This window comes from Trichocoleus sp. FACHB-46, from assembly GCF_014695385.1.
Classification (GTDB): Bacteria; Cyanobacteriota; Cyanobacteriia; order FACHB-46; family FACHB-46; genus Trichocoleus.
In genome coordinates this window covers 451,201-472,131 of the sequence record NZ_JACJOD010000006.1, presented here as the reverse complement: position 1 = coordinate 472,131, position 20,931 = coordinate 451,201, and the positions used below count along the sequence as shown (strand labels likewise).

Annotated in this window: 14 protein-coding genes; 5 read left to right on the top strand and 9 right to left on the bottom strand. The window is 50.3% G+C overall.

The window, feature by feature from the left end; translation table 11 throughout:
- The first annotated feature begins 161 nt into the window (after positions 1-161).
- Positions 162-632: a DUF4079 domain-containing protein gene (locus tag H6F72_RS02320; RefSeq protein WP_190431441.1), complete on the top strand. Its 471-nt coding sequence runs from the start codon at positions 162-164 to the stop codon at positions 630-632.
- 103 nt (positions 633-735) lie between these two features.
- Here the strand turns inward: H6F72_RS02320 and H6F72_RS02315 are convergent, their stop codons facing one another.
- Positions 736-1,464 (bottom strand): DUF1997 domain-containing protein, encoded by a 729-nt coding sequence (locus H6F72_RS02315; protein ID WP_190431440.1) that lies wholly within the window; start codon positions 1,462-1,464, stop codon positions 736-738.
- Positions 1,465-2,055: 591 nt separating this feature from the next.
- On the opposite strand from H6F72_RS02315, the gene H6F72_RS02310 reads away from it, so the two are divergent.
- Positions 2,056-2,715, top strand: a complete 660-nt coding sequence (locus H6F72_RS02310; RefSeq protein ID WP_190431438.1) for an SDR family oxidoreductase — start codon at positions 2,056-2,058, stop codon at positions 2,713-2,715.
- On the top strand, positions 2,716-3,543 hold the full coding sequence (locus H6F72_RS02305; RefSeq protein WP_348252007.1) for a glycoside hydrolase family protein: 828 nt from the start codon (positions 2,716-2,718) through the stop codon (positions 3,541-3,543).
- Here the strand turns inward: H6F72_RS02305 and H6F72_RS02300 are convergent.
- The 7 genes from H6F72_RS02300 to H6F72_RS02270 form a co-directional block, all read right to left on the bottom strand.
- Entirely contained in the window at positions 3,511-3,906 is a 396-nt protein-coding gene (locus H6F72_RS02300) for a metal-sensitive transcriptional regulator (RefSeq protein WP_242016733.1), read from the bottom strand. The two genes, H6F72_RS02305 and H6F72_RS02300, sit on opposite strands and share 33 nt — an antisense overlap.
- A 54-nt stretch (positions 3,907-3,960) precedes the next feature.
- Complete coding sequence (locus H6F72_RS02295; protein WP_190431436.1) at positions 3,961-4,473, bottom strand: hypothetical protein; 513 nt, start codon at positions 4,471-4,473, stop codon at positions 3,961-3,963.
- Positions 4,474-4,643: 170 nt separating this feature from the next.
- A complete protein-coding gene (gene bcsA / locus H6F72_RS02290) occupies positions 4,644-7,235 on the bottom strand; it encodes a UDP-forming cellulose synthase catalytic subunit (RefSeq protein ID WP_190431433.1) in 2,592 nt (863 codons plus the stop codon).
- Positions 7,236-9,809, bottom strand: coding sequence for a cellulose biosynthesis cyclic di-GMP-binding regulatory protein BcsB (locus tag H6F72_RS02285; RefSeq protein ID WP_190431431.1), 2,574 nt, complete (start codon positions 9,807-9,809; stop codon positions 7,236-7,238).
- A 27-nt stretch (positions 9,810-9,836) separates the two neighbouring features.
- A complete protein-coding gene (locus H6F72_RS02280; RefSeq protein WP_242016732.1) occupies positions 9,837-11,216 on the bottom strand; it encodes a glycosyl hydrolase family 8 in 1,380 nt (459 codons plus the stop codon).
- A gap of 7 nt (positions 11,217-11,223) precedes the next feature.
- Positions 11,224-13,563: a tetratricopeptide repeat protein gene (locus H6F72_RS02275; protein WP_190431429.1), complete on the bottom strand. Its 2,340-nt coding sequence runs from the start codon at positions 13,561-13,563 to the stop codon at positions 11,224-11,226.
- The gene (locus H6F72_RS02270; protein WP_190431427.1) at positions 13,560-16,373 is read right to left on the bottom strand and encodes a carbohydrate porin; all 2,814 of its coding nucleotides are present in this window, start codon (positions 16,371-16,373) and stop codon (positions 13,560-13,562) included. The genes H6F72_RS02275 and H6F72_RS02270 overlap by 4 nt, the downstream gene beginning before the upstream one ends.
- 439 nt (positions 16,374-16,812) lie before the next feature.
- Between H6F72_RS02270 and H6F72_RS02265 the strand changes: the two genes are divergently transcribed.
- Complete coding sequence (locus tag H6F72_RS02265) at positions 16,813-17,601, top strand: hypothetical protein (RefSeq protein WP_190431425.1); 789 nt, start codon at positions 16,813-16,815, stop codon at positions 17,599-17,601.
- A gap of 95 nt (positions 17,602-17,696) precedes the next feature.
- Here H6F72_RS02265 and H6F72_RS02260 read toward each other — a convergent pair whose 3' ends face one another.
- The gene (locus tag H6F72_RS02260; RefSeq protein WP_190431423.1) at positions 17,697-18,524 is read right to left on the bottom strand and encodes a hypothetical protein; all 828 of its coding nucleotides are present in this window, start codon (positions 18,522-18,524) and stop codon (positions 17,697-17,699) included.
- Positions 18,525-19,156: 632 nt separating this feature from the next.
- Here H6F72_RS02260 and H6F72_RS02255 point away from each other — a divergent pair.
- On the top strand, positions 19,157-20,899 hold the full coding sequence (locus H6F72_RS02255) for a cellulase family glycosylhydrolase (protein WP_190431421.1): 1,743 nt from the start codon (positions 19,157-19,159) through the stop codon (positions 20,897-20,899).
- Positions 20,900-20,931 lie beyond the last annotated feature (32 nt).

Here is a 20,931-nt window from a genome sequence, read left to right as displayed (position 1 = left end):
AATAGTTCACCCATTTAATTTTGCTGGTTGGGGCTCGCCCGCCCACACTATCCCGTAAATCTAATTTGGTGAAGTAGTGGATTTTCTATCAATAGAGAGTTGACTATTATGCTAACTTTTATGAAGTTCCTTAGCCAATCATTGATCCCCCTGAGCACCTTATGAGCTTCGAGATCCCCGAATCGACAAAATTCTGGCTCAACTTTCTACATCCTGTAATGATGTGGGTTTTGTTAGCGATCGCCTTTTACGCAACCTATCTAGGCTTCCAATGGCAACGGACTCGTACAGCCGAAGGGGACGAGAAAAAAGAACTACTCAAAGGTCGGTTCAACATTCGCCACCATCAATTTGGTTCGCTGTTGTTGGCTGTCATGGTAATCGGAACGCTAAGTGGTATGGCTGTCACCTACATTAATAACGGCAAACTATTCGTCGGACCTCACCTTTTAGCAGGGCTAGGTATGACTGGAATGATTGCAGTTTCTGCGGCGCTCACCCCTTTTATGCAGAAGGGCAAGGACTGGGCTCGCTACACCCACATTGCCATCAACTTCGTACTCTTAGGACTTTTTAGCTGGCAAGCCGTTACGGGAATGCAAATTGTTCAGCGCATCTTAAATCCTACCTAGACTTGGCAACTTAGTTGGGAACTTAGCCAGAATTTTGGCTCATTAAACCAAAAAGAAGGGGCGCAACTTGCGCCCCTTTTGCATGCTTGAATTAGGTCTTGGATTAAGCCGATTTCCGTTTGAAGTGTTTTGGAAACGGAACCCCAATCTCGTTATGAAAATCTTCTTGCACCTTATAAGTGAGGCGACGAGAGATCTGCTTGACCACTTGGTAAAGCAAGCGATCGCCCGTATTTTGAATCATGTTTTTTGGTAGGGTGTGGATAAATTTGGGAAATTGTAGCGACACCACCAAATCCAACTGCCACTCCACTTGCGTCATTACTGGGGGTAGATTGGCGATCGCTGAGCGCTTGATTTTCGCCATTTCAGCGACTTGCTCTGTTGGCACTTCTATCAATTGCAACGCAGCTTGAAAATCTACTTCATAGCCTTGAGGAACATAGTCGGGCACCGGGATCGTTCTGATTCGGTAAACCCCTTGATCTTGAGGAAGCAAATCTAAGCCGACTCTCGGCTCTACCTGATAACCGAAGGAACCGTAGGGACCGAGAATGAGCGCGTAACCATTCTGACCCAACGTTTCAACTTTTAGAGGATGAGCACAGCGACGAAACCAACCGTGATGAGAATCCATGTACTCGGCAACGGTGGCACGCTCAGCAAACATTTCCATGCAGTCAATGAACTGGCTCTGAAATTGAGTTGTCTCTGTCTGGCCCTGAGTGGTTTCTTCTGAATTCAAATAAGTCGGCTCGATAAACCCTGTCATTGGATGCAAAATTGCCTCAGCGGAATCAGCAGGTTGATGTTCAATGAAATTTGACTGCATAGCAAACGTTCCTGCACTAGTTGCTCATCGCTCAACTCTAGGACTCTCAACAGGCTATTGATTTCCCACATTCTATATAGAACTTAATTTAGAGTGATGGAAAACCAACCCTACTTTGTTCCAGGCTCAATCTCGACGGAGGAAGCGATGAGTGAATCTCGGAATGATTGTTTCCTCAGCATAGCTCCTGCTATTCCGGCTCAACATGCTTAATGTTACGGATTGAAATCGGGATTTGTGCGCCAGATTAGGGTGAAATTAAGTATTTTTTCAGTCTAGTAGCTTTACGCTGAGTTAATGAAGCAGGACATCACAGCTAGGGTGAGATCTCGATCAATCAGCCAGCAACCGCTACTCCAGACTAGTCAACCTAAAACAAACTGACTCTTTTACCAAACAAACTACTCACAAATTACTAACCAAAAGTTCAATTTTACCGTGGGGATCAATTCATTCTATAGAAAGGTAAGCGACTGCAGAAGTTCCACTATAATCGTCTAGGTTCGTTGAGCAGTCTGCCTCAAGCGATCGCGCTATGGAGGTAGTCTGTCGCTGGAAAATCTACGTACTAACAGGAAAGTAGAAACAGCAATGAAAGCGTTTGTAGCTGGAGCCACAGGCAAAACAGGTCGCAGGATTGTAGAAGAACTACTCAAGCGCAACATTCCCGTCCGGGCATTGGTGCGCGATCTTGCAACCGTTCGGGACAGCTTCCCGCCTGAAGTGGAATTAGTGGTCGGAGATGTCTTAAAACCTGATACCTTAACCACCGCTTTAGGAGACAGCACGGTCTTGCTCTGTGCTACTGGTGCCAGACCCAGTTTTGATGTCACAGGTCCTTATAAAGTGGACTACGAGGGCACTCGAAATTTGGTGAATGCAGCCAAAGCTCACGGAATTGAGCATTTTGTTTTTGTTTCTTCCCTCTGTGTGTCACGGCTCTTCCACTTCTTGAACTTGTTCGGCCTGATTTTAGTTTGGAAAAAGCAGGCAGAGCAGTATCTGCAACAAAGCGGTCTCACTTATACGATTGTGCGACCCGGCGGTTTGACCGAGGCAGAAGGTACTAATGCAGTGATGCTGAGCCAGGCTGATACTTTGTTTGACGGCAGTATTCCCCGGGCTCAAGTTGCTCAGGTTTGTGTTGAAGCGCTATTTCAACCGACAGCCCACAACCAGATTGTGGAAGTGATTGCTGAGGCAAAGGCTCCAGCCAGACCCGTCGAGGAACTGTTTACCAGTGTGGCTTAATTGAACGAAAGTAATACTATTCGGCGATCGCCACGTCGTACTCGTCGTCCCGCTCTAGCCTCTACTCGGCAAAGCAGACGCCAAAACCGTAGAACTAAAGCCTTACAAAGGTTTATTGGTAGCTGCCTTGCGCTGGTGGGTCTCTTACTAGCTCTCTCGCATTGGCCCACGCGATCGCCTTTGCCAGAGCAGTCTCAAATTACTAGCGAGCTACCACCTTTAGTCATGCCAGGAGGCGATCCCTACGTTCGGGCCTTGATGCGAACTATTTCGGCCAGCGAGTCGAACGATGCCTCTCCTTATACGGTGCTCTATGGCGGGCAACACATTTCCGACTTCACAGGGCATCCCGATCTCTGTATTAAGATCGTCAACGGACCGAACAAAGGCAACTGCACAACGGCAGCAGGTCGCTATCAATTTCTTACGACCACCTGGGCAGAAAAAGCGCGTTTATATCACCCCAATTCCACGCGCTTCCTGTTTTGGGAAACCTATAGCTTTGAGCCTCAGTATCAAGACGAGGTAGTTTATGCTTGGCTCCGAGATCCCCAAGCTTGGGGCGTCGATATTCCAACCTTATTAAGGGCGGGTGAGATCAACCCAGTTTTAGAATTGTTATCAGGTACTTGGACGAGCTTGGGCTATGGCATCGAGGATAATCAAATGACAGGGGCGCTCCCAGAGATCTACCAAAAGGTACTTCAAGAAGAACTTGAAGCCGAGAGAGCTTCCCGCCATACGGAAGCCCGACCGATTATGCATTGGTCTGATTGGAACCTATTAAGCCAACAGCTAGGGCAAGAAGCGATCCAAGGCAGCTTTTAGCTCTTCAATTTCGACTTCGATATTGCCTTCTAAAGCAGCACGGGCAACACACTGAGTTAAATGCTCATCTAAAATCATCCGCGCCACTCGGTCTACTGCTCCCCGAACTGCGGCCAGTTGTACCAATACATCTGGGCAGGGACGACTCTCTTGCACCATGACTTTGATGCCACGAACATGACCTTCAATGCGAGAAAGGCGGTTGACAATGCGCCGTAGTGATTCTTCACTGTGAACATGAGGATGATCAGCTACGCCATCCACAGCGTGGGAATGATCGCCATGAGCTACATCCTCGAAGGTTAGATGGTTTGTCCTTGGTGAGGACAACATTTCATTTGGATGTGGCTCAGATTTAGTCATTGCGCTCAACCAGGACAGCAGAGGTATGCTTCATTCTAACTTAGGGTGCTCATCTCAAGGGGAAGTTTGAGAACTGACTTCTGCACTTGGGTTATTGACAGATGGGGCTTTGTAACCTGATAAGGCAGCGAGTTCTAAGAGCGATCGCGTACCCGAATAAAGACGATCGCCAATCTCCCAGGTAGGATAACCTTCAATCTGTTTGGCTTGACACAAGTCTGGCTGGGGTTTTTCGCCTTTTGGGTCACATTCTACATAAGGCACTGTAGCCACGGCAGGCCCAAACAAAGCTTTTTGATCAGCACAATGAGGGCACCAGTAAGCGCCATACATTTTGGCTCCTGTCTGCTGGAGGTGCTGAGCTAAGCTTTGCTCAAAGGCAACCGTTTCCGGTGGTGTTGGAAGATTGGCGGCAGTCAGGTCGTCGCACCCCCAGAGGAAAACGGCCAAGCTCAGCGCGATCGCCACACTTAAAAATTTTGCTTGTCTGAGTAATGCGGCCAGTGGATTCCGGCTGCTCTGCTCGTTTTGCTGACTAGACAAAATCACCTTAATTCTCCCCGTCATATCTCACAGGATAAAGCCCGAAGTAAAGCCCAACGCGGAAGCATCTTACTATTTGCGATCGCTCACCTGTACGACTCTCGTAAGAACGAAAGAAACGAAAGATCAGTTAGCTTAGGGAAAGGCACACCCTCCGGAGGTGTGCCTTTCCCAAACCTTTTAGGGGTTCTTGGCTAGAGCGTTGCCAAAAGTTGCTTGATTCGACCTTCCTGGCGTTCTTGCAATTGCTCTGGGAAGCGCAATTCGATCGCGGTACTTGATGCTGCATCTCCATTACCAGAATTGGCTAATGGCTCTATTGTTTGCACTACTGCCAACAAACGCTTGGGTAAAGGATGACCATCCTCTAGCAACACGCCGACGACGGGCTGGCTTTGCCGAAGTTGCTCTAAAGCATCAATTGGTTCGTGAAATTCTAGCCGCAGGCTGCGAACTCCCATCTCAGTCGCCATAGCCGTATAAAAATGGCCTTCCCAATATAACTGGGCGGGAGTTTGAATGCGCTTGCGCACCTTTTGCCCCTGAATGGGCTTGGCTTCTTGGAAAGAGCGAGTCAAGCTGGTCGCAATAAAGCGGAGAGAATCCAGGGGGTCATCTACTTCGGTACGATTTTGGGAATACCACTCGCGCACATCCGAGTAGAGCACGATCGCTAAGGCATCCAGTTCTGACTGGGTAGGGTTAATAAAGTCAGCGACTAAAATGGTTTGGGCATCATTCAGCGGCACTCCTCGCACAATCCGCGCCTTGAGAAACGCTCGGGCTCCATAGTCACCCACGAGTTCTAACTCGATCTCGTCTGGTAAGTTTGGCCAAGAATCGAGCACAATTCTAGCCCCGGACTCACTGACATCTTCAGTTTTGCCTCTCCAGGTTTGGTCGGGGCCATAAATGACTGCGGTTAGTTTGCGGTTGAGGCGGTGGGTTCGTCGTAATTGCGGCTGTTCAAATGAAACCAGGATTGCCGCCACAATCAACACTAGGTTGAAGATGCCCCACAGCATGTTCACCAACACAGCTTCGCTATCTTCTGGCCGCAGAATCAACCAGAAGGGCACGGATAGCACCGACAGAGCAACCAGAACCGCCACTACTACCAAGGGACGGGCGGATTCCCAATCAAAGTCTCGTTTGGTGACGGATAACCCTTTGTCGGTAACGTTGAAAGACCCCATTCTAGGATTGATCAACGCCATCAGAGTCACGGCTCCGGCGTAGAACGACATGGCGAATTCGTAAATCTCATTCCAGAACGAGAACCGCACATTCTTGTAGGTGATGAAGTTGGCGTACATCGACAAGAGAATATGTGGCAGGGCGTAGGCTAAGGTCTCAAGCCCTAAACCCCGGATCGGATTGATGCCAAATAGCAGGAAAAGGGTGGGAGCGATCGCGTACATCAAACGCGGAAAGCCAAAGAAGAAGTGCGAAGTCGCCGAAAAATAGCAAATCCGCTGCGGAATAGTCAGGTTGAGCTTGCGGTTGAGCAGAGGATTTTCTAGGCGCAAAATCTGGGCCATGCCTCTAGCCCAGCGCACTTGCTGACCAATGTAAGAAGAGAACTTCTCTGGGGCTAAACCTGCCACCATGATTTGGTCGTAGTACACCGACTTATAGCCCAAGGAGTGGAGCCGGAAAGCGGTGTGGCAGTCTTCCGTGACTGTTTCTGTGGCAATTCCGCCAATTTGCAGGGCATAGTCTTTGCGAATCACCGCCGCCGAACCGCAGAAAAAGGCTGCATTCCAAAAGTCATTCCCTTTTTGCAGCACTTTATAAAAGAGTTCGTTGCCTACGGGCACTTTGCCGCGAGTCAGCAAGTTGCGCTCAAACGGGTCTGGGTTATAGAACCAGTGCGGCGTCTGGACAAATGCCACCTTGGAATCATAAAAGAAGCCCACCGTTGTTTGGAGAATAGGTCGAGCAGGAATGTGGTCACAGTCCAAAATCAAGACCAAGTCGCCATCAGTACGCTTAAAGGCCGTGTTAATGTTGCCTGCCTTGGCATGGTCGTTGTTGTCACGAGTCAGCAAGGTGCAGCCAAGTTCCTCACACATCTGGCGGAGAGACTCTCGTCTATCCTTATATTTCTCAGCTCGACCATCATCTAAGATATAGACCCGCTTTTTGTCAGCAGGATAATCGATCGCTAAAGCTCCCAAAACCGTTTTGCGGACAATCTCTACATCTTCGTTGTAGGTGGGAATATAAACATCCACCTTAAACAAGCGATCGCTAGGAATAGTAGAGAGGTCAATGGGTTGGCGTTCTCTGATTTTCAGAGTTTGGAAGTAAGCCAAAAACAGGGTGATGATCGCGTATAGCTCTGCCCCGTACAGGAGGATGCAAAAAAAGCCGTTGAGCCAACCGTCAAAATTGAAAGTGTAAGCGGTGCGATAGTACAGGTAGCGAGCCGTCGTCACTGTACTGAGCCACACCAAGAACAAATGCAGATATTCGCTAGTTTGCGGGTTGTTGCGTTGCTGCTCAATGCGTACAATCAACCAACCCATCAGAACCAGTAGCCCTGCAATCACGCCTTGCTGCCAAACTTTCAGCGGTGTAGTCACCAAGGGCAAGGAGAGCACGAGCACGAGTAAAGCTAACAACCAAAGTTGGCGGCGGTTAAGCGATTGCAAGGCGCGATCGAACCAACTGGGAACTAGGTTCACTAACCAATCGGTTAATGTGTCTAGAGGCGATCGCCTTGTCGCTCCAGTCGCTAGGGGCGGTGGATCTGGCCGTAACGGGGGAGAGGGATTGGCCATTTATTTATCCTGCTTTTCTACACGCTTGAGATAGAGCTGAGTGATACCGTAGAGACCCAAAGCAAATACAACGATCCCCGTCGGCAGCACGAACCAATGGTCTTGCAAGAAGCGCGAAACTTTACTGAAAGGATTGCTGTTGTCCAGCCGTCGCTGAGAACTTTGCTGGAGAAACTCCAAATTGTAAGCATCTGGATCGTAGCCCGAAGCACTTGCTTGATTGGCACTAATCAGCACCGTATCGCCATTGAGCTGGAAGAACAATGGGTCTTGGTTCAGCAAATTTTGCACTTGCTGTAAGCCTGTCTCTGTTTGTGCGCTCAAAGCCAGCAGGACGCGATCGTCGTTCCAAGGAGAAATCACTTCTTTGATCACCCCTTCCGAATCTGGCAAGGCTTGAATCTGGCTTTGATTCCATTTGCGAGAAAACACATTTTTTAGAGCAAAGCCATTTTCTTGGAATGCTTCGGGGAAGGGGAACTGCGATCGCACACCAATTCCGACTAAGTTTTGTCGTTGCTTCACTTCTGTCGTGAGAGCGTCTTGGGTGTAAGCCTCTATTTTCACCGTGTCGGCTTGGCTGAGGCGACCTAAGCGCTCACTAAACTCTAACAATGTGCTCAAGTCGGTGACGGATGGTGTTTCTGGAACCACGATTGCTGTCGTGGAGAGGTCTTGAGGCGCAGCAAAGGGATACCCCGTAGCCAGCAACTTCAGGTCAGGAATTTGGACGACATTTTGGCGCTTGAGTTTGAAGTTGGTGTCAGCATGGACTTTCCCCCAGAGTTGCTGGTCATTGATTCGGCCACAGTTAGCAGGTTCACGCGGGCTGAGGTTGAAGGCCACCTGAATTTTGGAATCCGGTTTGACTAACTCAGCTGGGAGATTGACATTTAACGTATCCCTAGCTGCTCCCTGCTCGGAGGTCAGGCGCTTACCGCCAATTGGGGCACCATCGAGTCGTACTTCCACCGTCGAGAGTCGAGGGTTCACCTGCGGGCCGTAGCTATACACCAAGTTCATCGAGCTGCCACGAGTGAACTGGTCATCTGGCAAGGCTCGGAAATTTACTTCTACAGGCGGCGCATAAGCACCCCGCACCGTAACATCTTCAAAAGGTTCGTTCTCAGCGTTATTGAGCTCACGCAGTTTGAAGGAGTTTTTCTCGGGCAAATAACCGGGCCATTGCCTCAGAGGCGGTGTGGGCACTGGGGTAACGCTATTCACAACTAGGTAATAACCTGTACCAATCTGGCGGTCCTTCGACTGCACCAAAAACTGCACCGCTTTGTTAACGCCTTCTGGACCATTCCCTGTGGCAATCAAAACCGGAATGCCATTGTTGCGGGTGGTGGCCAGCATCAAAATGCCTGACTCCGCTGGCAATGGGTTGCGGCTAGCGTCTAGCACTTGGTTGTCAGCGATCGCCAGGGGCAACTTGAGCGACTTCAGCGCCGGTTGCTCCTCAGGGGTACCAATCACCACCAAGCGCTCGTCTGCTTTTGCCTGATTGAGGTTTTTCACCAACCGAGTTTCTAGCGGTCGAAACTCTGCCAAGCGTCCTAGCGCGGCCTGGAAGCGAGCCGCCGAGGTCAACCAAGCACTATTGACTTGGTTGGGTAACAGATAAGTGACTCGATTCGGGTCCAGGCTGAGGTCGTCGAAGAAAGGATAGGGGTATCGGGTAAAGTCGAGTTTGACGGGTTTGGGCTGATAGTTAAAGATCAGCTTGGAATCAGGTAAGACTTCCGTCCATAAGGTGGGGTCGGCAGGATCAGTACAGGTCGCTGAGTTGTTCTGCTGTGCCACCAGCGTCACTTCATTAAAGTCTTGAATTAAGTTGGGCGGCACATTCAGCAAAACCTGACCGATTTCGGACTGCTTCCGGTTCAGCGGTACACTGCCAACGCTCGTTCCATTTACTCGAACGGTTAAGTTAGAACGGTTGGCTAAAAGGGCGGGCGAGTGTTGGAACCGCACCAGTACCTTGGCAGAACGCAAATTCCAAGTGCGGGGGCGGGTAAATCCTAATCGAGCATCGGCAAACACCCCTTGTAACCGCAAGCGATTACCTACGACTGGGCTGCGGTTGAATTCTAGGACGTAAGGAACGGTTGGGCCTCGGGCAGCGACAGCATCGGGGGTAGAGCTAGGATTTGGATTGGCTCCTGGTGAGGTAGGAGAGCTGGCAGGTTCTGGTGCAGTGGCGGCTGGGGGAGCAGCAGGCTCAGGGTCAGGTTCAATCGCCGCTGGTTCTCTGGGAGCTGGAGCTTCCGCAGGTGCGGGTTCTGGTGCAGGTTCCGGCGCAGGTTCGTAAGGTGCAGGCTCCGGTGCAGGCTGGTACACCGGAGCTTGCGGCGGCGGTTCTGGCAGCGTCAGCTCCTCGATCACCTGGTTTTCGTCTTGGGTAATATCGCGATCGTTCTGTTGGGCTACGGCTAAGCTTGCCGTCACCCCAATCGCTGTGCCCGCAAAGGTGAGTAACAGAAGCCAGATCACGGGGCGCTGTTGGCGGCTCCCTGGGCAAGACTGGCGGCGGGAAGATGAAAGTAAGTGCCGGAAGATGCGTTGCATGGATGGGTAAGTTTAGCGGGTGGGGCTTTAACGAGGTTGCAACAGTTGGGGAGAAATGGTGTCGGGCGGTAGCAAGCCTAACCAAGCGAGGTTTTGCACATAATAAGCGGAGTTGTTATCCCAAAAACCATTACGGTACTGGGGCTGCAACTTTCGCTGCCAAAGCTCGGTGGCGATCGCCGGGTCGAGCAGTCGCCAAGCAGGATACAACATGGCATATTGAGCAGTGGCTTCGTAACTCACGGTCGGTGCACCTGAAAGATCAAAAGTGGCGGGGATTTTTTGTTGCGATCGCCATTGTTTTTGCAGAAATCCTAAATGCTTTTGCAGATACGCTTTGGCAGGTGCGGAGTCGAATAACTCCGCGTCCCAAGCGACCCGCCACCAGACGCGGTAAGCGTCAAAACTGTATTGGCTTTTCAGCGGCCCAGAGAGCGGTAACGGTTGAAATTCTCCTGTGGTTGTGTCCACCGCTACCCAATCGCTCGGCAAACCAACAGCTGATAGCGTGGCTGAGTTTTCCAGAGCTTGATAACTACTGTCCACCAAGCTCAACCAATCGTGCTTGGGATCGACTTGAGCAAAGAGCCGAAACGCATAAGGCGCAAAGTAGGACGGATTCAGTTGAATCACGGTCTGCTGCTGAAAAGCTGCGGCTGGCCCTGGCAGCAAATAGCGCTGCCCACCAGCGACCACGGTAGAGAATCGCCACAAGTCTTGCAATTTGGCTTGGGCCAACTTCAAATACTCTGGTTTCTGCCAACGCCGGGATGCCAAAATCAGAGCGGTAATGGCATCGACATCGGCATCACTGGCAAAATTCGGGTCGATCGCTCCCCATCTTGCGGGTTCATTTGGGCCTTGTTCATTACGGCCCCACTTCCAAACCCAGAGCTGGTCGGTACGTTTGCCATTAGCTTGGCGTTGCAAATTGTTTTCTGACCACTGCAAGGTTTTGGCAAAGGTGCTGGGGTCATCACTCAACACCGCTCGCAGCATGGCATAGGCTTGCCCTTCGGACGTAGAGCGATCGCCTGCTTCCCGGTCAATCACCCGCCCATCCGCTTGAATAAAACGTTGCCGATAGGCGGTCCAACTTTGCTGCAACAGTTGTTGAGTTGGCGCTGCTGTTGCTGAGCTGATTACAGTCGGGTCTGGACTGGGAGTTGGCGCTGTAGTGGCTGGCGGGGTAGCGGGTGGAGATTGTCTGACGTCGCTAGAAAATTTAGAACATCCGAGTAGTCCCATCATGCCACTCAGACTAACTGCCACTGCTGCCCTACGCCACCATGACCACGAGCCTGTTTGTCGCTTAGTTTTGGGGTACCGTAACATCTCAACTGGCCCTGCACAAGGTAGTAAAGCTAAACGCACAAAATTGAACCGCATGGTGACAACACCATCCATTTAGCAGTTAGTAACGCTCCCACGGTGGTTGAAACCCTCGCTGTCTCAACAAGTCTTCTTTGATCTGCTGCACCCTCCGAGACAAGCTACTATCCGGGGTTCCAGTCGTCGCTTGCTGTACCTGAAGTTGTTCCAGTTGCTGCAAAGCGGTGAGGGGCATGCCTTGAGCCGCCATCAGTTCAGCCAGCGATCGCTGTGCCCCCACATCTGTCGGATTGAACGCTAGCACTTGCGAATACAACTGCTCTGCCGCCCCAAACCGACGTTGCTGGAATCGCACCCCGCCTAAGGCAGATAGTGCTTCAACATTGTTTGGTTGGATTTGCAAAAGCCGCTGGTAGGCATCACTGGCTTGGTCCAAATCTCCTAATGCCTGGGCTACCTGCCCTTGCAGTTGGTACGCACTCGGATTATTGGGATTGCGGGCTACCAATTGGGCGGCGATCGCTCTGGCTTGGGCAGGACTCCGAGCGGCAATCACCTGAATCGAGCGTAACTGCAAAGCAGAATTATTCGGGTCCAGTTGCAGCAGCGCATTGTAAAGCGGTTCGCGGCGAGGGTCCGGGGGTAGCACTCCCACCAAAGTCACCAATTCCGGCGGCGTGTCGGTGGGGGGGCGGGTTTGCAGCCAAGTATTCAACACCGCTTCCGCCTCAGCTAAAGAAATCCGTTGAGCCTGATAAGCTAAAGCTGCTCGACCCAGTTGAATTTCCAAATTTTGCGGATTCAGGGCAACTAATTGGTTATAAATCGCTAACGATTCATCGGTGCGTCCCTGCGTTTGACGCACACTTGCCAAGCCTTGCAAGGCATTGTTGATGATGTCGCGATCGCTGGGGTTACTAGCCAGAATTGCTTGATAACGCTGAGCGCTGGCTTCCAAGTTGCCTTCCCGCCGCTCGATCTCAGCCAAAAGTAGTTCCGAAGCTCGGTCCTGTGCTCCTGCCGATGTATTAGCATAGGCAGCCAAGGCACTTCTCGCCGCTGGCAGATTGTTCTGCTGAATCAAGAGTTGGGCGATGCGGAAGTTGAGAAAAGGCGCGTTGACGCCCGCTTGCAGCAACGTTTGGTACACCGGGAACAGTTCTGGTTCTGGTTCCACTGCTGAGAGCGCTTGAGCTAACTGTTGTAGCTCTACTGGATTGCTCGGTAAAGGCTGCAAAACCGTTTGTAGTCGTTGCCGTAGCTCAGCTCTAGAAATCACGCCCAACTGGCTCTCCAAGGCCAATTGCTTCAGCGCCAAAATTTGATTGTTGGGCTGCTGCTGCGTCAGTTGGCGATACAGTTGCAGCGCATAAGGTTGCTCGGCAGGAATACCGCTGAGCACATCGGCCACTTCTTGCACCAACGTCGGCGTAGGATTGGTTTGGCGCTGGAGTTCCTGACGGTAGAGGGCTGCTGCCTCTTGGGTCAGGGTCGGAGCATTGGCTTTGCTCCCTAACTCATTGAGTGCCCTCGCCAAAGGCAAGGCTGCTTCAGGACGACCACGGAGTGGATCTAAAACTGCTAGCGCTTCAGCAGGTTGCTGGTTAGCCAAATAAGCTTGAGATAGTTCCGAGCGAGCTTGAATCGCCGTGTCGTCTAACTCGCGGGATGATTGTAGTTGCGCTTGCAAAATGGCGATCGCTTGAGCAGGATTGCCCGTTTCCCTCAAGGCCCGAGCATAGGCCACTGCGGCATTCCCGGTGATCGTTTTGCCGGAAGCTCGGTAGCGGTTGAACAGCTCTAACCCTTGCTGAGCATTTCCCGTGTAAGTATAAATTTGCGCCGCCCCTAGAATCACATCAGGGGTGGGATTGTTTTGTAAAACAATCTGGTAGTCAGCCAAAGACTCTGCAAAGCGACCCCGATAGCCCAGTAAGAGCGCCCGCTGTCCCCGCGCTTCTAGGTCGTTGGGTTCTAAGTTCAGCAAGGTGGTTAAAGCAATAATGCCTTGGTCTTGCCATTCCGCTCGGTAGCCTCCTAGAAACCCCAACGTTTTGAGCGCCAAACGGTTGTTTGGGTCTTGTTCCAACACGCGCCCATAAGCCTGGAAGGCATTGGCGTCTTGTCCTGCCCGCCGATAGGCGATCGCCAATCCCAACTTGGCTTCTATCGATTGTGGGTAACTGCGAATAGCTCGCTGAAAAGCCGCGATCGCATCATTGACCAAGCCGCGATTTAGCAGGGTATAAGCTTGTCGAACCGAAGCAGGCACCGTCTGCGCTTGCACCGCCGGAATTTCCCAGGGCCACAGGTCTACCATCAAACCACCGCTCAACCCTACGGCGAGCAAGCAAGACCAGCCCAATCGCCTAAACTTCACTGTTTTGCGGGTGTTTTTCCAGGTGTCATGCCGTTGGTTCATTGCAGCCTGCCCTTCGGTGTGACATCAAATTCGGTCTTGAGCCGGAATCCTGCGATCGTCTCCGAGAAACCATTTAGTTCCTGTAAGGTAAAGCCTAGCCGCAAGTTAGGCAAAAAGCGAAAATCGTAATAGAGTTCCAGAACATCTGGGTTGCGATCGCCCAGCTGTCTTCGTAAAGCCGCATTAGACAGTTGGCGACCATAGGCTAGGCCCAAGCGATCGTCAGGGGCAAATACATCTAAAACGGTAAGTCCGACGTTGTAGGTGTTGCCTTGTTCGTCAAGACCCCGGTTGTTGTACTGGCCGTAGCGACCAAACAAACCCATGTTGAGGCTGGGAATAAAGACCTCTGCGTTGATGCCAAAGCCTTCCTCGCGATCGCCTCGCTGGGGTCCACTCAACCCATCCCCTCGATTCACTTGAAAGATTTCTCGGAAGCCATCGCCTGCTCCAGTTTCTCGCCCTGTGCTGTAAGTACCGCGAATGATGGCGTTGCCGTAACGGAGTCCCAGTTCGCCTGCAAAGCCATCTAAGCTGAAATCCCCAATGCTCCGCGCCGAGGAAAACGCCGCAAATCTAGCTTCGATGTTGTCAGTTAAAGCCCAGTTCACTAAAGCACCAGGCCGAGAACCAATCCCAGTTGCGGTCAGCGCGGAGTTAGTCTGAAACACTGGGTTAAAGAAGTGGCTCGCGCCATCCTTGGCAAAACTGTTGCGATCGAAATAAGAGGTTAGGTCTAATTGCCCTACAACAAACCGCAAGTTGGGCAAATCTCGCGGAGAAGTAGCGACAAACAACTCATTCAAACTCAGCCCCTCTTGCTGCGAATCGACCAACCCCTGCCCTGTCGTCAAATCCAGCGCCCCACCAAACAGAATATTGGGCGTTAAAGGATAAGCCGCTGACAAGCGAGCTCTAGCGGATGATTCATCCGCCTGATAGAGATATACACCTTGCAGCTGCACAGAAGGTTCGCTCAAAGCCGTACTCCGCAAAAGTGGCTTAGAGGAAGTTTCTGGTCGAGTTTCTAAAGCAGCAGCAGGGGCTACATTACCTGGTGAATTGCTTGGGGGGGCTGTTGTGCTTTGAGGAGCTGTTGGTGTGGGCGTATTTTGGAACTGCGGAAAAGCGGTCGGCTGCCCCGTCGGATACCCAGCACCATAAGGGCTAGGAGCACCGTAGGACGCAGCAGGGGCACCGGGGTATGGACTTCCAGGGTAGTTGGGTGCAGCGTTATAAACGCTACCGGGATACATGGGCGTAGGATTAGCACCATAGCCGGGATAATTCGGCGCAGGACTAGATGGATTGCTCGGATAATTCGGGGCAGTTGGAAATGCAGTTGGATAAGAATTAGGTGGGTAAGAATTAGGCGGATAAGAATTACCGGGATACCCTAAAGCAGGGTTGGGATAATTACTGGGATAGTTCGGTACAGGACTATAAGAATTACTGGGATACCCAGGTGCAGTTGGATAAGAATTAGGCGGATAAGAATTACCGGGATACCCTAAAGCAGGGTTGGAATAATTACTGGGATAACCAGGAACATTGTTGTAAATATTACCGGGATAATTGTTGGGATAACTAGGAGCTTGAGAGCTATAAGTGTTAGTGGGGTAAACCGGGTTTGGACTATAGAAATTACCGGGATAATTCGGCGCACCATTATAGAAATTGTTTGGGGAATTGGGTGCACCATTATAGAAATTTGGATACGTTAATGGCGCAGTTAAATTAGGAACGGAGACAGGCGCTACAGGTGCGGCAGTAGGCTGTGGCGAAGGAGCGTACCGATTGTAGAAATAAATATTATTGGAGCTATCGGGTCCAGTAGGACCACCCGCCCCTGGAACCATCAAGGTTGGCATGGGAGCAGGCATGGGCTGACCCATCGGGTAGAAACCACCATTGGGATTCCAACCATAAGGATGCCACCCAGGAGGCGGCATTGGGGCTAGCTGAGCCGGAGGTAGTTGCCCGACCGGATAGGGATAAGGGTAAGCATTACCATTGATGCCTCCCCAACCGGGAGCCGCTACAGGCCCTCCAGACATCCAAGGTAGCTGCTGAGGCGAAAAACTAGCACTTGGCGTCTCGGGGCGAACCGTAGGCAAGGGGGTTGGTACTAGCAGGGGTTGTCCGTTGGGATCGCTACGCTGCCCTACAGGCTGCGGCCAACCATTACAGTTCCCCGCGCAGATTCCAGGACTATATTGTCCAGGGACACCCAAGCCTGCACCATTCATCTGCCAGTAATTGTCAGCCGTCTTGATGGGGGCTGTCTGGGACGGTTTAACCCCAGAGGTTTTGGTCGTGCTTTTAGTCGTAACAGATGAAGATTGAACCGATCGCGATCGCTGCGGGTTAACCGACTTAGATGGAGTCGTAGCGTCAGATCCTAAAGACGGCGATCGCTGCGGAGCGATGAAGCTGGGCATTGCCGTTTCCACCTGCTTAGCCAGCACTTCTGGCCTAGAACCAGCGATTTGATGGACTAGATCCGCTTCAGTATTAGACAGGTTTTGGGGAGCCTTAAGAGGGGCGAGCGCTGCCGCAGCCAACGTAGAGCGAGCCTGAGGTGTGGCCTTTTTATTTCTGAGCTTTGCTTCGGAACTTGGACTCTGAGTGGCTGGGGCCTGACTCTGAGAACTGGGTTGAGGCGTTGATTCCGACAGACGGGGAGAGTTTGCCCAGCTAGGCTTTACCTGAGTTAGCCCGATGAAAAGAAGCAATGAGATTGAGCCAGATGCTAGGACTCTAAGCGAGAGTAAATAGCTACGGAAGATAGACCAACGAGAATCAAGCATGATATGGCTCACACCTATTGTGCTGTCTGATGCGGTCTAGTGAATATGGAAGCTAAGACTACCGAAAAACATTTAGACTGCTGAAAACTTTAGCAGAAGCGGCGGTCATTGGAACAATAAAGTTTTACTTGTATGCAAATACATCGCTAGTGTTTGAATGCGTTCAATCTAAATATTATTAGAATCGAACTCTTTACTAAGCACCCTAACTTGAATTAGCGTCAGGCAATCTAACTTAAGGAAATACAATATCTCCAAGTTATTGTGTCAAAAAAGCCAGTGAATTCACTAAGTTTTTACACAAGAACTAGAAGATTAAAATATTGTCCTGATCAAGAAAATCTTCATGAATCACTATTTGATTCTGTTCTAATTCAGTTCACACTAACTAATAGGATTTGTTATTCCGTTTACAGCCCCATTTTTACTCGCGATCGCCATGCAACGTCAATTCCTACATTTCATCTTGCCCGCCAAACAAATTTGGCATGGAGCGGCACCCTATTGTTTAAGCGGCTTACTTCTGGTTAGCACTGGTTGCTCGCAAGCTAAACCCCCTGAGGTTAATTTGAACCTCCAAGTAGAACCTGCTGGGCGATCGGGAGTTTATTCCGTCTCAGGCAACACAAACTTACCAGACCAGAGCCGCATCACTGTCTCTGCTATCCGCTACCTCTCTCCCAGTCAAACAGCACCCTTAGCAACTGGGGGTTTATCACCACAACTTCAATCTCAGTTGACTTACACCGTCTTAAGTCGGCAAGATGTAGTGGTTAATCAAGGCAAGTGGCAGACCTCCCTCAATCTTTGGCAAGTTGCACCCAATGGCCAATTTCGCGAGGGATGGCAGATTAACCAGTCCGAACTCAAAATTCCAACGACTCCCGCCCCTGATGTTGTCTTTCTAGCAACGTTTGAGCCAGAGGGACAACCGCCTACGATTCAGCAGAAGGTACAAGAGCAAGGAATTCAACTAGAAGGTAATTTAGCGCGATTCACTACTGATGGTCAGCGTTATCTACAGATTAGTCAAGCTTTACCCGTCCCCTTACCGACCGGGAAAACCACTCCTCCCACCCTGACGACAGCAGACATCAACGGAGGGTGGGGCGATCGCTCGCAGATTGCTACCCCTGAAAAATCAGCCCCAGCGAACTCCAAGCCAACCGCTAGTGCCAATACAAGCCAAACTACTGCTCCTCTCTCACCTGATCAGTTACTCCGCTAACGACGCTTGCTTCAAGTTATATCTAGCGGCATCAAGGGTTGAGGAAACAGTAGTTTGGATTTGGCAATCAAGTAGCCTTGAGCTAACTGAGTGAGTCAGGAAGCCACTTTCTGTTGAACACGGATTGGCTCTACCTTTTGGGAGCGCTGAGCATAGCTCATAGTGGGATGGAATCTGGTGAAGCTGCTAGCACGAGCAGCATCCAGTTGAGGCACATCGTGCAAAGCTCCTTGCAACACTTCCAGTTGAGCCATGATTTGCTTGAGTTGAGTTTGCAACTCATCAACTTGGGCATGGGCAACGGGTGCTTGTACCTCTGTTTCCTCGGTAGTTGCCCCAGCTTGAGCAAAACTAAGGAAAGCTTGAGCTGGATGCAGAGCTGAAACCGCGGCTTGCACCGAGACAGGACGGGACAGATCAGTTTTGACAGCAGCCTGCGAGGTCGTAACTGTTTCAGCAGTTGCAGTGGGGATAGCTGATGGAGCAATCACGACAGGCTGAGCTAAATCTACCGTAGTTCCCGTGACCACTTGGACTGGCTTGTCATGCAGAAATTCAGAGAGGCCTGTAGCAGCTAGGCGAACTTCGGATAACTTTAGTTCTTCTAACTGGCTCTCTTTAACTTGCAAATTCTCTTGGAGGCTGGATAGCTGTTCTTCAACTTGAGCCGATTTGCGCGAAGACCGCCGCCATCCAGTTACAGCTACGCTAGCGATGCCCGCGCCCAAACTCAGCGCCGTTGCAAAACCAAGGTAAGGAGCTGCTACATCTTTCAATTGGCCACTGAAAACAGGTTCTTGCTGAACCCGAATATCAATTGGCTGTGAACCCAACATAACTAATGGTAACGTCAAGCTGGAAAACACCGTGCTAGACAGAAGGACAGCAGGCAATAAAAAGCTTTTAAGCGACGATACAGGCATTTTGGGGACTCCAAGCAAATATGGGTTTCAAAAGTCGTTGGTTTTGTAGCGGAAAGTATATCTACTGTTTCAATATCCCTAGTTCTTAGGTCAGGCAGGATCGAAAACAGCGACTGAGTGGGTAACTAGGAAATTCACTCTAGAAGGCAGCACATAGAGTAATTTCTCTTCTCTATAAACACTAATAGGTATCTAGGTAATCTTTCGTATAGAGCTGATAAAGACACCCAGAGAAGGTGATGAAGAAGATGTGAACTTTTTACTTAAGCGCTTTGGTTGATAGAAGTTGCGTAAGTTATATCCCTTAGCTTAGATTCTTAATTTTGCCCATACAAATAATCCCTAAAAGGTAAGTACCTCTTAGGATAGAGCTATATTTATCAAGGGCTGAGGACTACAAGAAGCTTAGATGAAGCTGGATTGTTGAATGGTAAATCTTTCAATAAATAGACACCTTTGACTTGAATTAACGTCGAAATCTGTAATCTTCCGAGTTGCATGTTATTGCGGAGTCAATCGAGTTAAACCAATGAAACCTATTAGTTAACTCAACAGAAGTTAAGAAGCGATTAAGAGGTTATTTCGGGTATCTCATTGAGTGCTCATAGCTAAACCATTTATTGACTAAACATATGAGCAAATTGTTCCAGCTAGCTTTGAAATCTTTTGGACGCTATTGCCCAAGAGCAATTCCTGCTTGGAAACAGGCACGATCACTCAACCCCAATCGTCCTCATTTAGGCGCTCAAACCCCAATTTGGCGATCGCGGTCTTTACTCCAGTGGTTGTCCTTAGCTTTAGCGGGTTTATGTCTCAGTTTGGGATTACAGTTCAACCCAGGTTTAGAAGCCGCGAGTGCCGCGATCGCGCTCCCTCTCTCCACCAGAGGAGCCCAAATTGTCGATGGGGTCGGTCGTCCAGTTTTATTGCGGGGAGTGAACTGGTTTGGCATCGAAACTGAATTGCATGCCCCTCACGGTCTTTGGACGCGGGACTACCGTGAGATGCTGGCACAAATCAAAGGATTAGGATACAACATCATTCGGCTGCCCTTCTCCCTAGAAGCTTTGCGCTCTGCCGCAGCAAGTGGCATTGACTTCAATATTGGTGCCAATCAAACCTTGCAAGGTAAATCGCCTCTAGAAATTATGGACGCCGTGATTCAAGAGGCAGGACAGCAAGGGCTACTGATTTTACTGGACTGTCATCAACTGAATGATCAACGCATTCCAGAACTTTGGTATGGCGATGGCTTTACCGAAGCTGATTGGATTGACACCTGGAAAATGTTAGCAAATCGTTACAAGAATCAGCCTCATGTCATTGGAGCTGACCTAAAAAATGAGCCACATGGTCGAGCGAGTTGGGGCACCAATGACTCAGCAACAGACTGGCGACTAGCAGCTGAGCGAGCGGGTAATGCCATTTTGAAGACGAATCCTCATTGGCTGATTGTCGTTGAGGGAGTAGAGAATAATGTTCCTGGACAAAAATTATCCAGGCACTGGCAAGGCGGCAACTTAGAAGGCGTGAAACGTTATCCAGTTCGCTTAGCAGTTAAGGATCAACTCGTTTACTCCCCTCATGAGTATGGCCCTGGAGTTTACGACCAACCCTGGTTTTCAGAAAAAACTTTCCCTAAAAACCTTTACAACCGTTGGGAAACTGGATTTCACTACATTGCGACTCAGAAGCTAGCTCCAGTTTTAATTGGAGAATTTGGGGGACGGCAGGTAGACAGCAATTCCAAAGAAGGCATTTGGCAACAACAGTTGGTTGAGTTTATTAAACAGAAACAACTGAGTTTTACTTACTGGAGCTGGAATCCTAATAGCAAGGATACCGGAGGCGTTTTACAAGATGATTGGCGCAGCATCGAGGACGCTAAGCAAAAACTCTTGAGCCAACTCTTACCTACAGCGCGTTCTCCACTCACAACTTTCCGGCCAACGGGTGCGGCTGTCCCAGCAAAGCAGCAACGAGCGGGGGCAAGCCAGGGGTCAATTCCACGGCCAACTCTGCGATCGCCTGCCACCTCACCTACGTCCTTATCACCTAACAAAACTCAAACGACCAAAAATCAACTCACAACTAAGATGACAATCGAGTCGGATTGGGCGAGTGGTTTTTGCGTCAGGTTCCTAGTCCAGAATCCAACTCAGAAAGCTGTGCAGAATTGGCAGTTAGCTTTTCGGATGAATCAAGCCAACATTAACAATAGCTGGAACGGAAATTTCAACCGCCAAGGTTCGCAATACCAAGTCACACCGCCGAGTTGGGCAAGAGTCCTACAACCCAATCAAACCGTTGACCTAGGTTTTTGTGCCAACAAGTCAGGCTCCGACTACCGACCACAGCAAGTGTCTGTGTTCTAGTCGTTAGATTTACCGTGGCAAAGAAAAACCGG

What these genes read in the sequence shown, in the direction of transcription:
- H6F72_RS02275 (WP_190431429.1), bottom strand. Translation starts at nt 13,563, where the DNA reads ATGAACCAACGGCATGACACCTGGAAAAACACCCGCAAAACAGTGAAG.
- H6F72_RS02265 (WP_190431425.1), top strand. Translation starts at nt 16,813, where the DNA reads ATGCAACGTCAATTCCTACATTTCATCTTGCCCGCCAAACAAATTTGG.
- H6F72_RS02315 (WP_190431440.1), bottom strand. Translation starts at nt 1,464, where the DNA reads ATGCAGTCAAATTTCATTGAACATCAACCTGCTGATTCCGCTGAGGCA.
- H6F72_RS02255 (WP_190431421.1), top strand. Translation starts at nt 19,157, where the DNA reads ATGAGCAAATTGTTCCAGCTAGCTTTGAAATCTTTTGGACGCTATTGC.
- H6F72_RS02260 (WP_190431423.1), bottom strand. Translation starts at nt 18,524, where the DNA reads ATGCCTGTATCGTCGCTTAAAAGCTTTTTATTGCCTGCTGTCCTTCTG.
- H6F72_RS02280 (WP_242016732.1), bottom strand. Translation starts at nt 11,216, where the DNA reads ATGGATGGTGTTGTCACCATGCGGTTCAATTTTGTGCGTTTAGCTTTA.
- bcsA (WP_190431433.1), bottom strand. Translation starts at nt 7,235, where the DNA reads ATGGCCAATCCCTCTCCCCCGTTACGGCCAGATCCACCGCCCCTAGCG.
- H6F72_RS02320 (WP_190431441.1), top strand. Translation starts at nt 162, where the DNA reads ATGAGCTTCGAGATCCCCGAATCGACAAAATTCTGGCTCAACTTTCTA.
- H6F72_RS02285 (WP_190431431.1), bottom strand. Translation starts at nt 9,809, where the DNA reads ATGCAACGCATCTTCCGGCACTTACTTTCATCTTCCCGCCGCCAGTCT.
- H6F72_RS02300 (WP_242016733.1), bottom strand. Translation starts at nt 3,906, where the DNA reads ATGACTAAATCTGAGCCACATCCAAATGAAATGTTGTCCTCACCAAGG.
- H6F72_RS02270 (WP_190431427.1), bottom strand. Translation starts at nt 16,373, where the DNA reads ATGCTTGATTCTCGTTGGTCTATCTTCCGTAGCTATTTACTCTCGCTT.
- H6F72_RS02295 (WP_190431436.1), bottom strand. Translation starts at nt 4,473, where the DNA reads ATGACGGGGAGAATTAAGGTGATTTTGTCTAGTCAGCAAAACGAGCAG.
- H6F72_RS02310 (WP_190431438.1), top strand. Translation starts at nt 2,056, where the DNA reads ATGAAAGCGTTTGTAGCTGGAGCCACAGGCAAAACAGGTCGCAGGATT.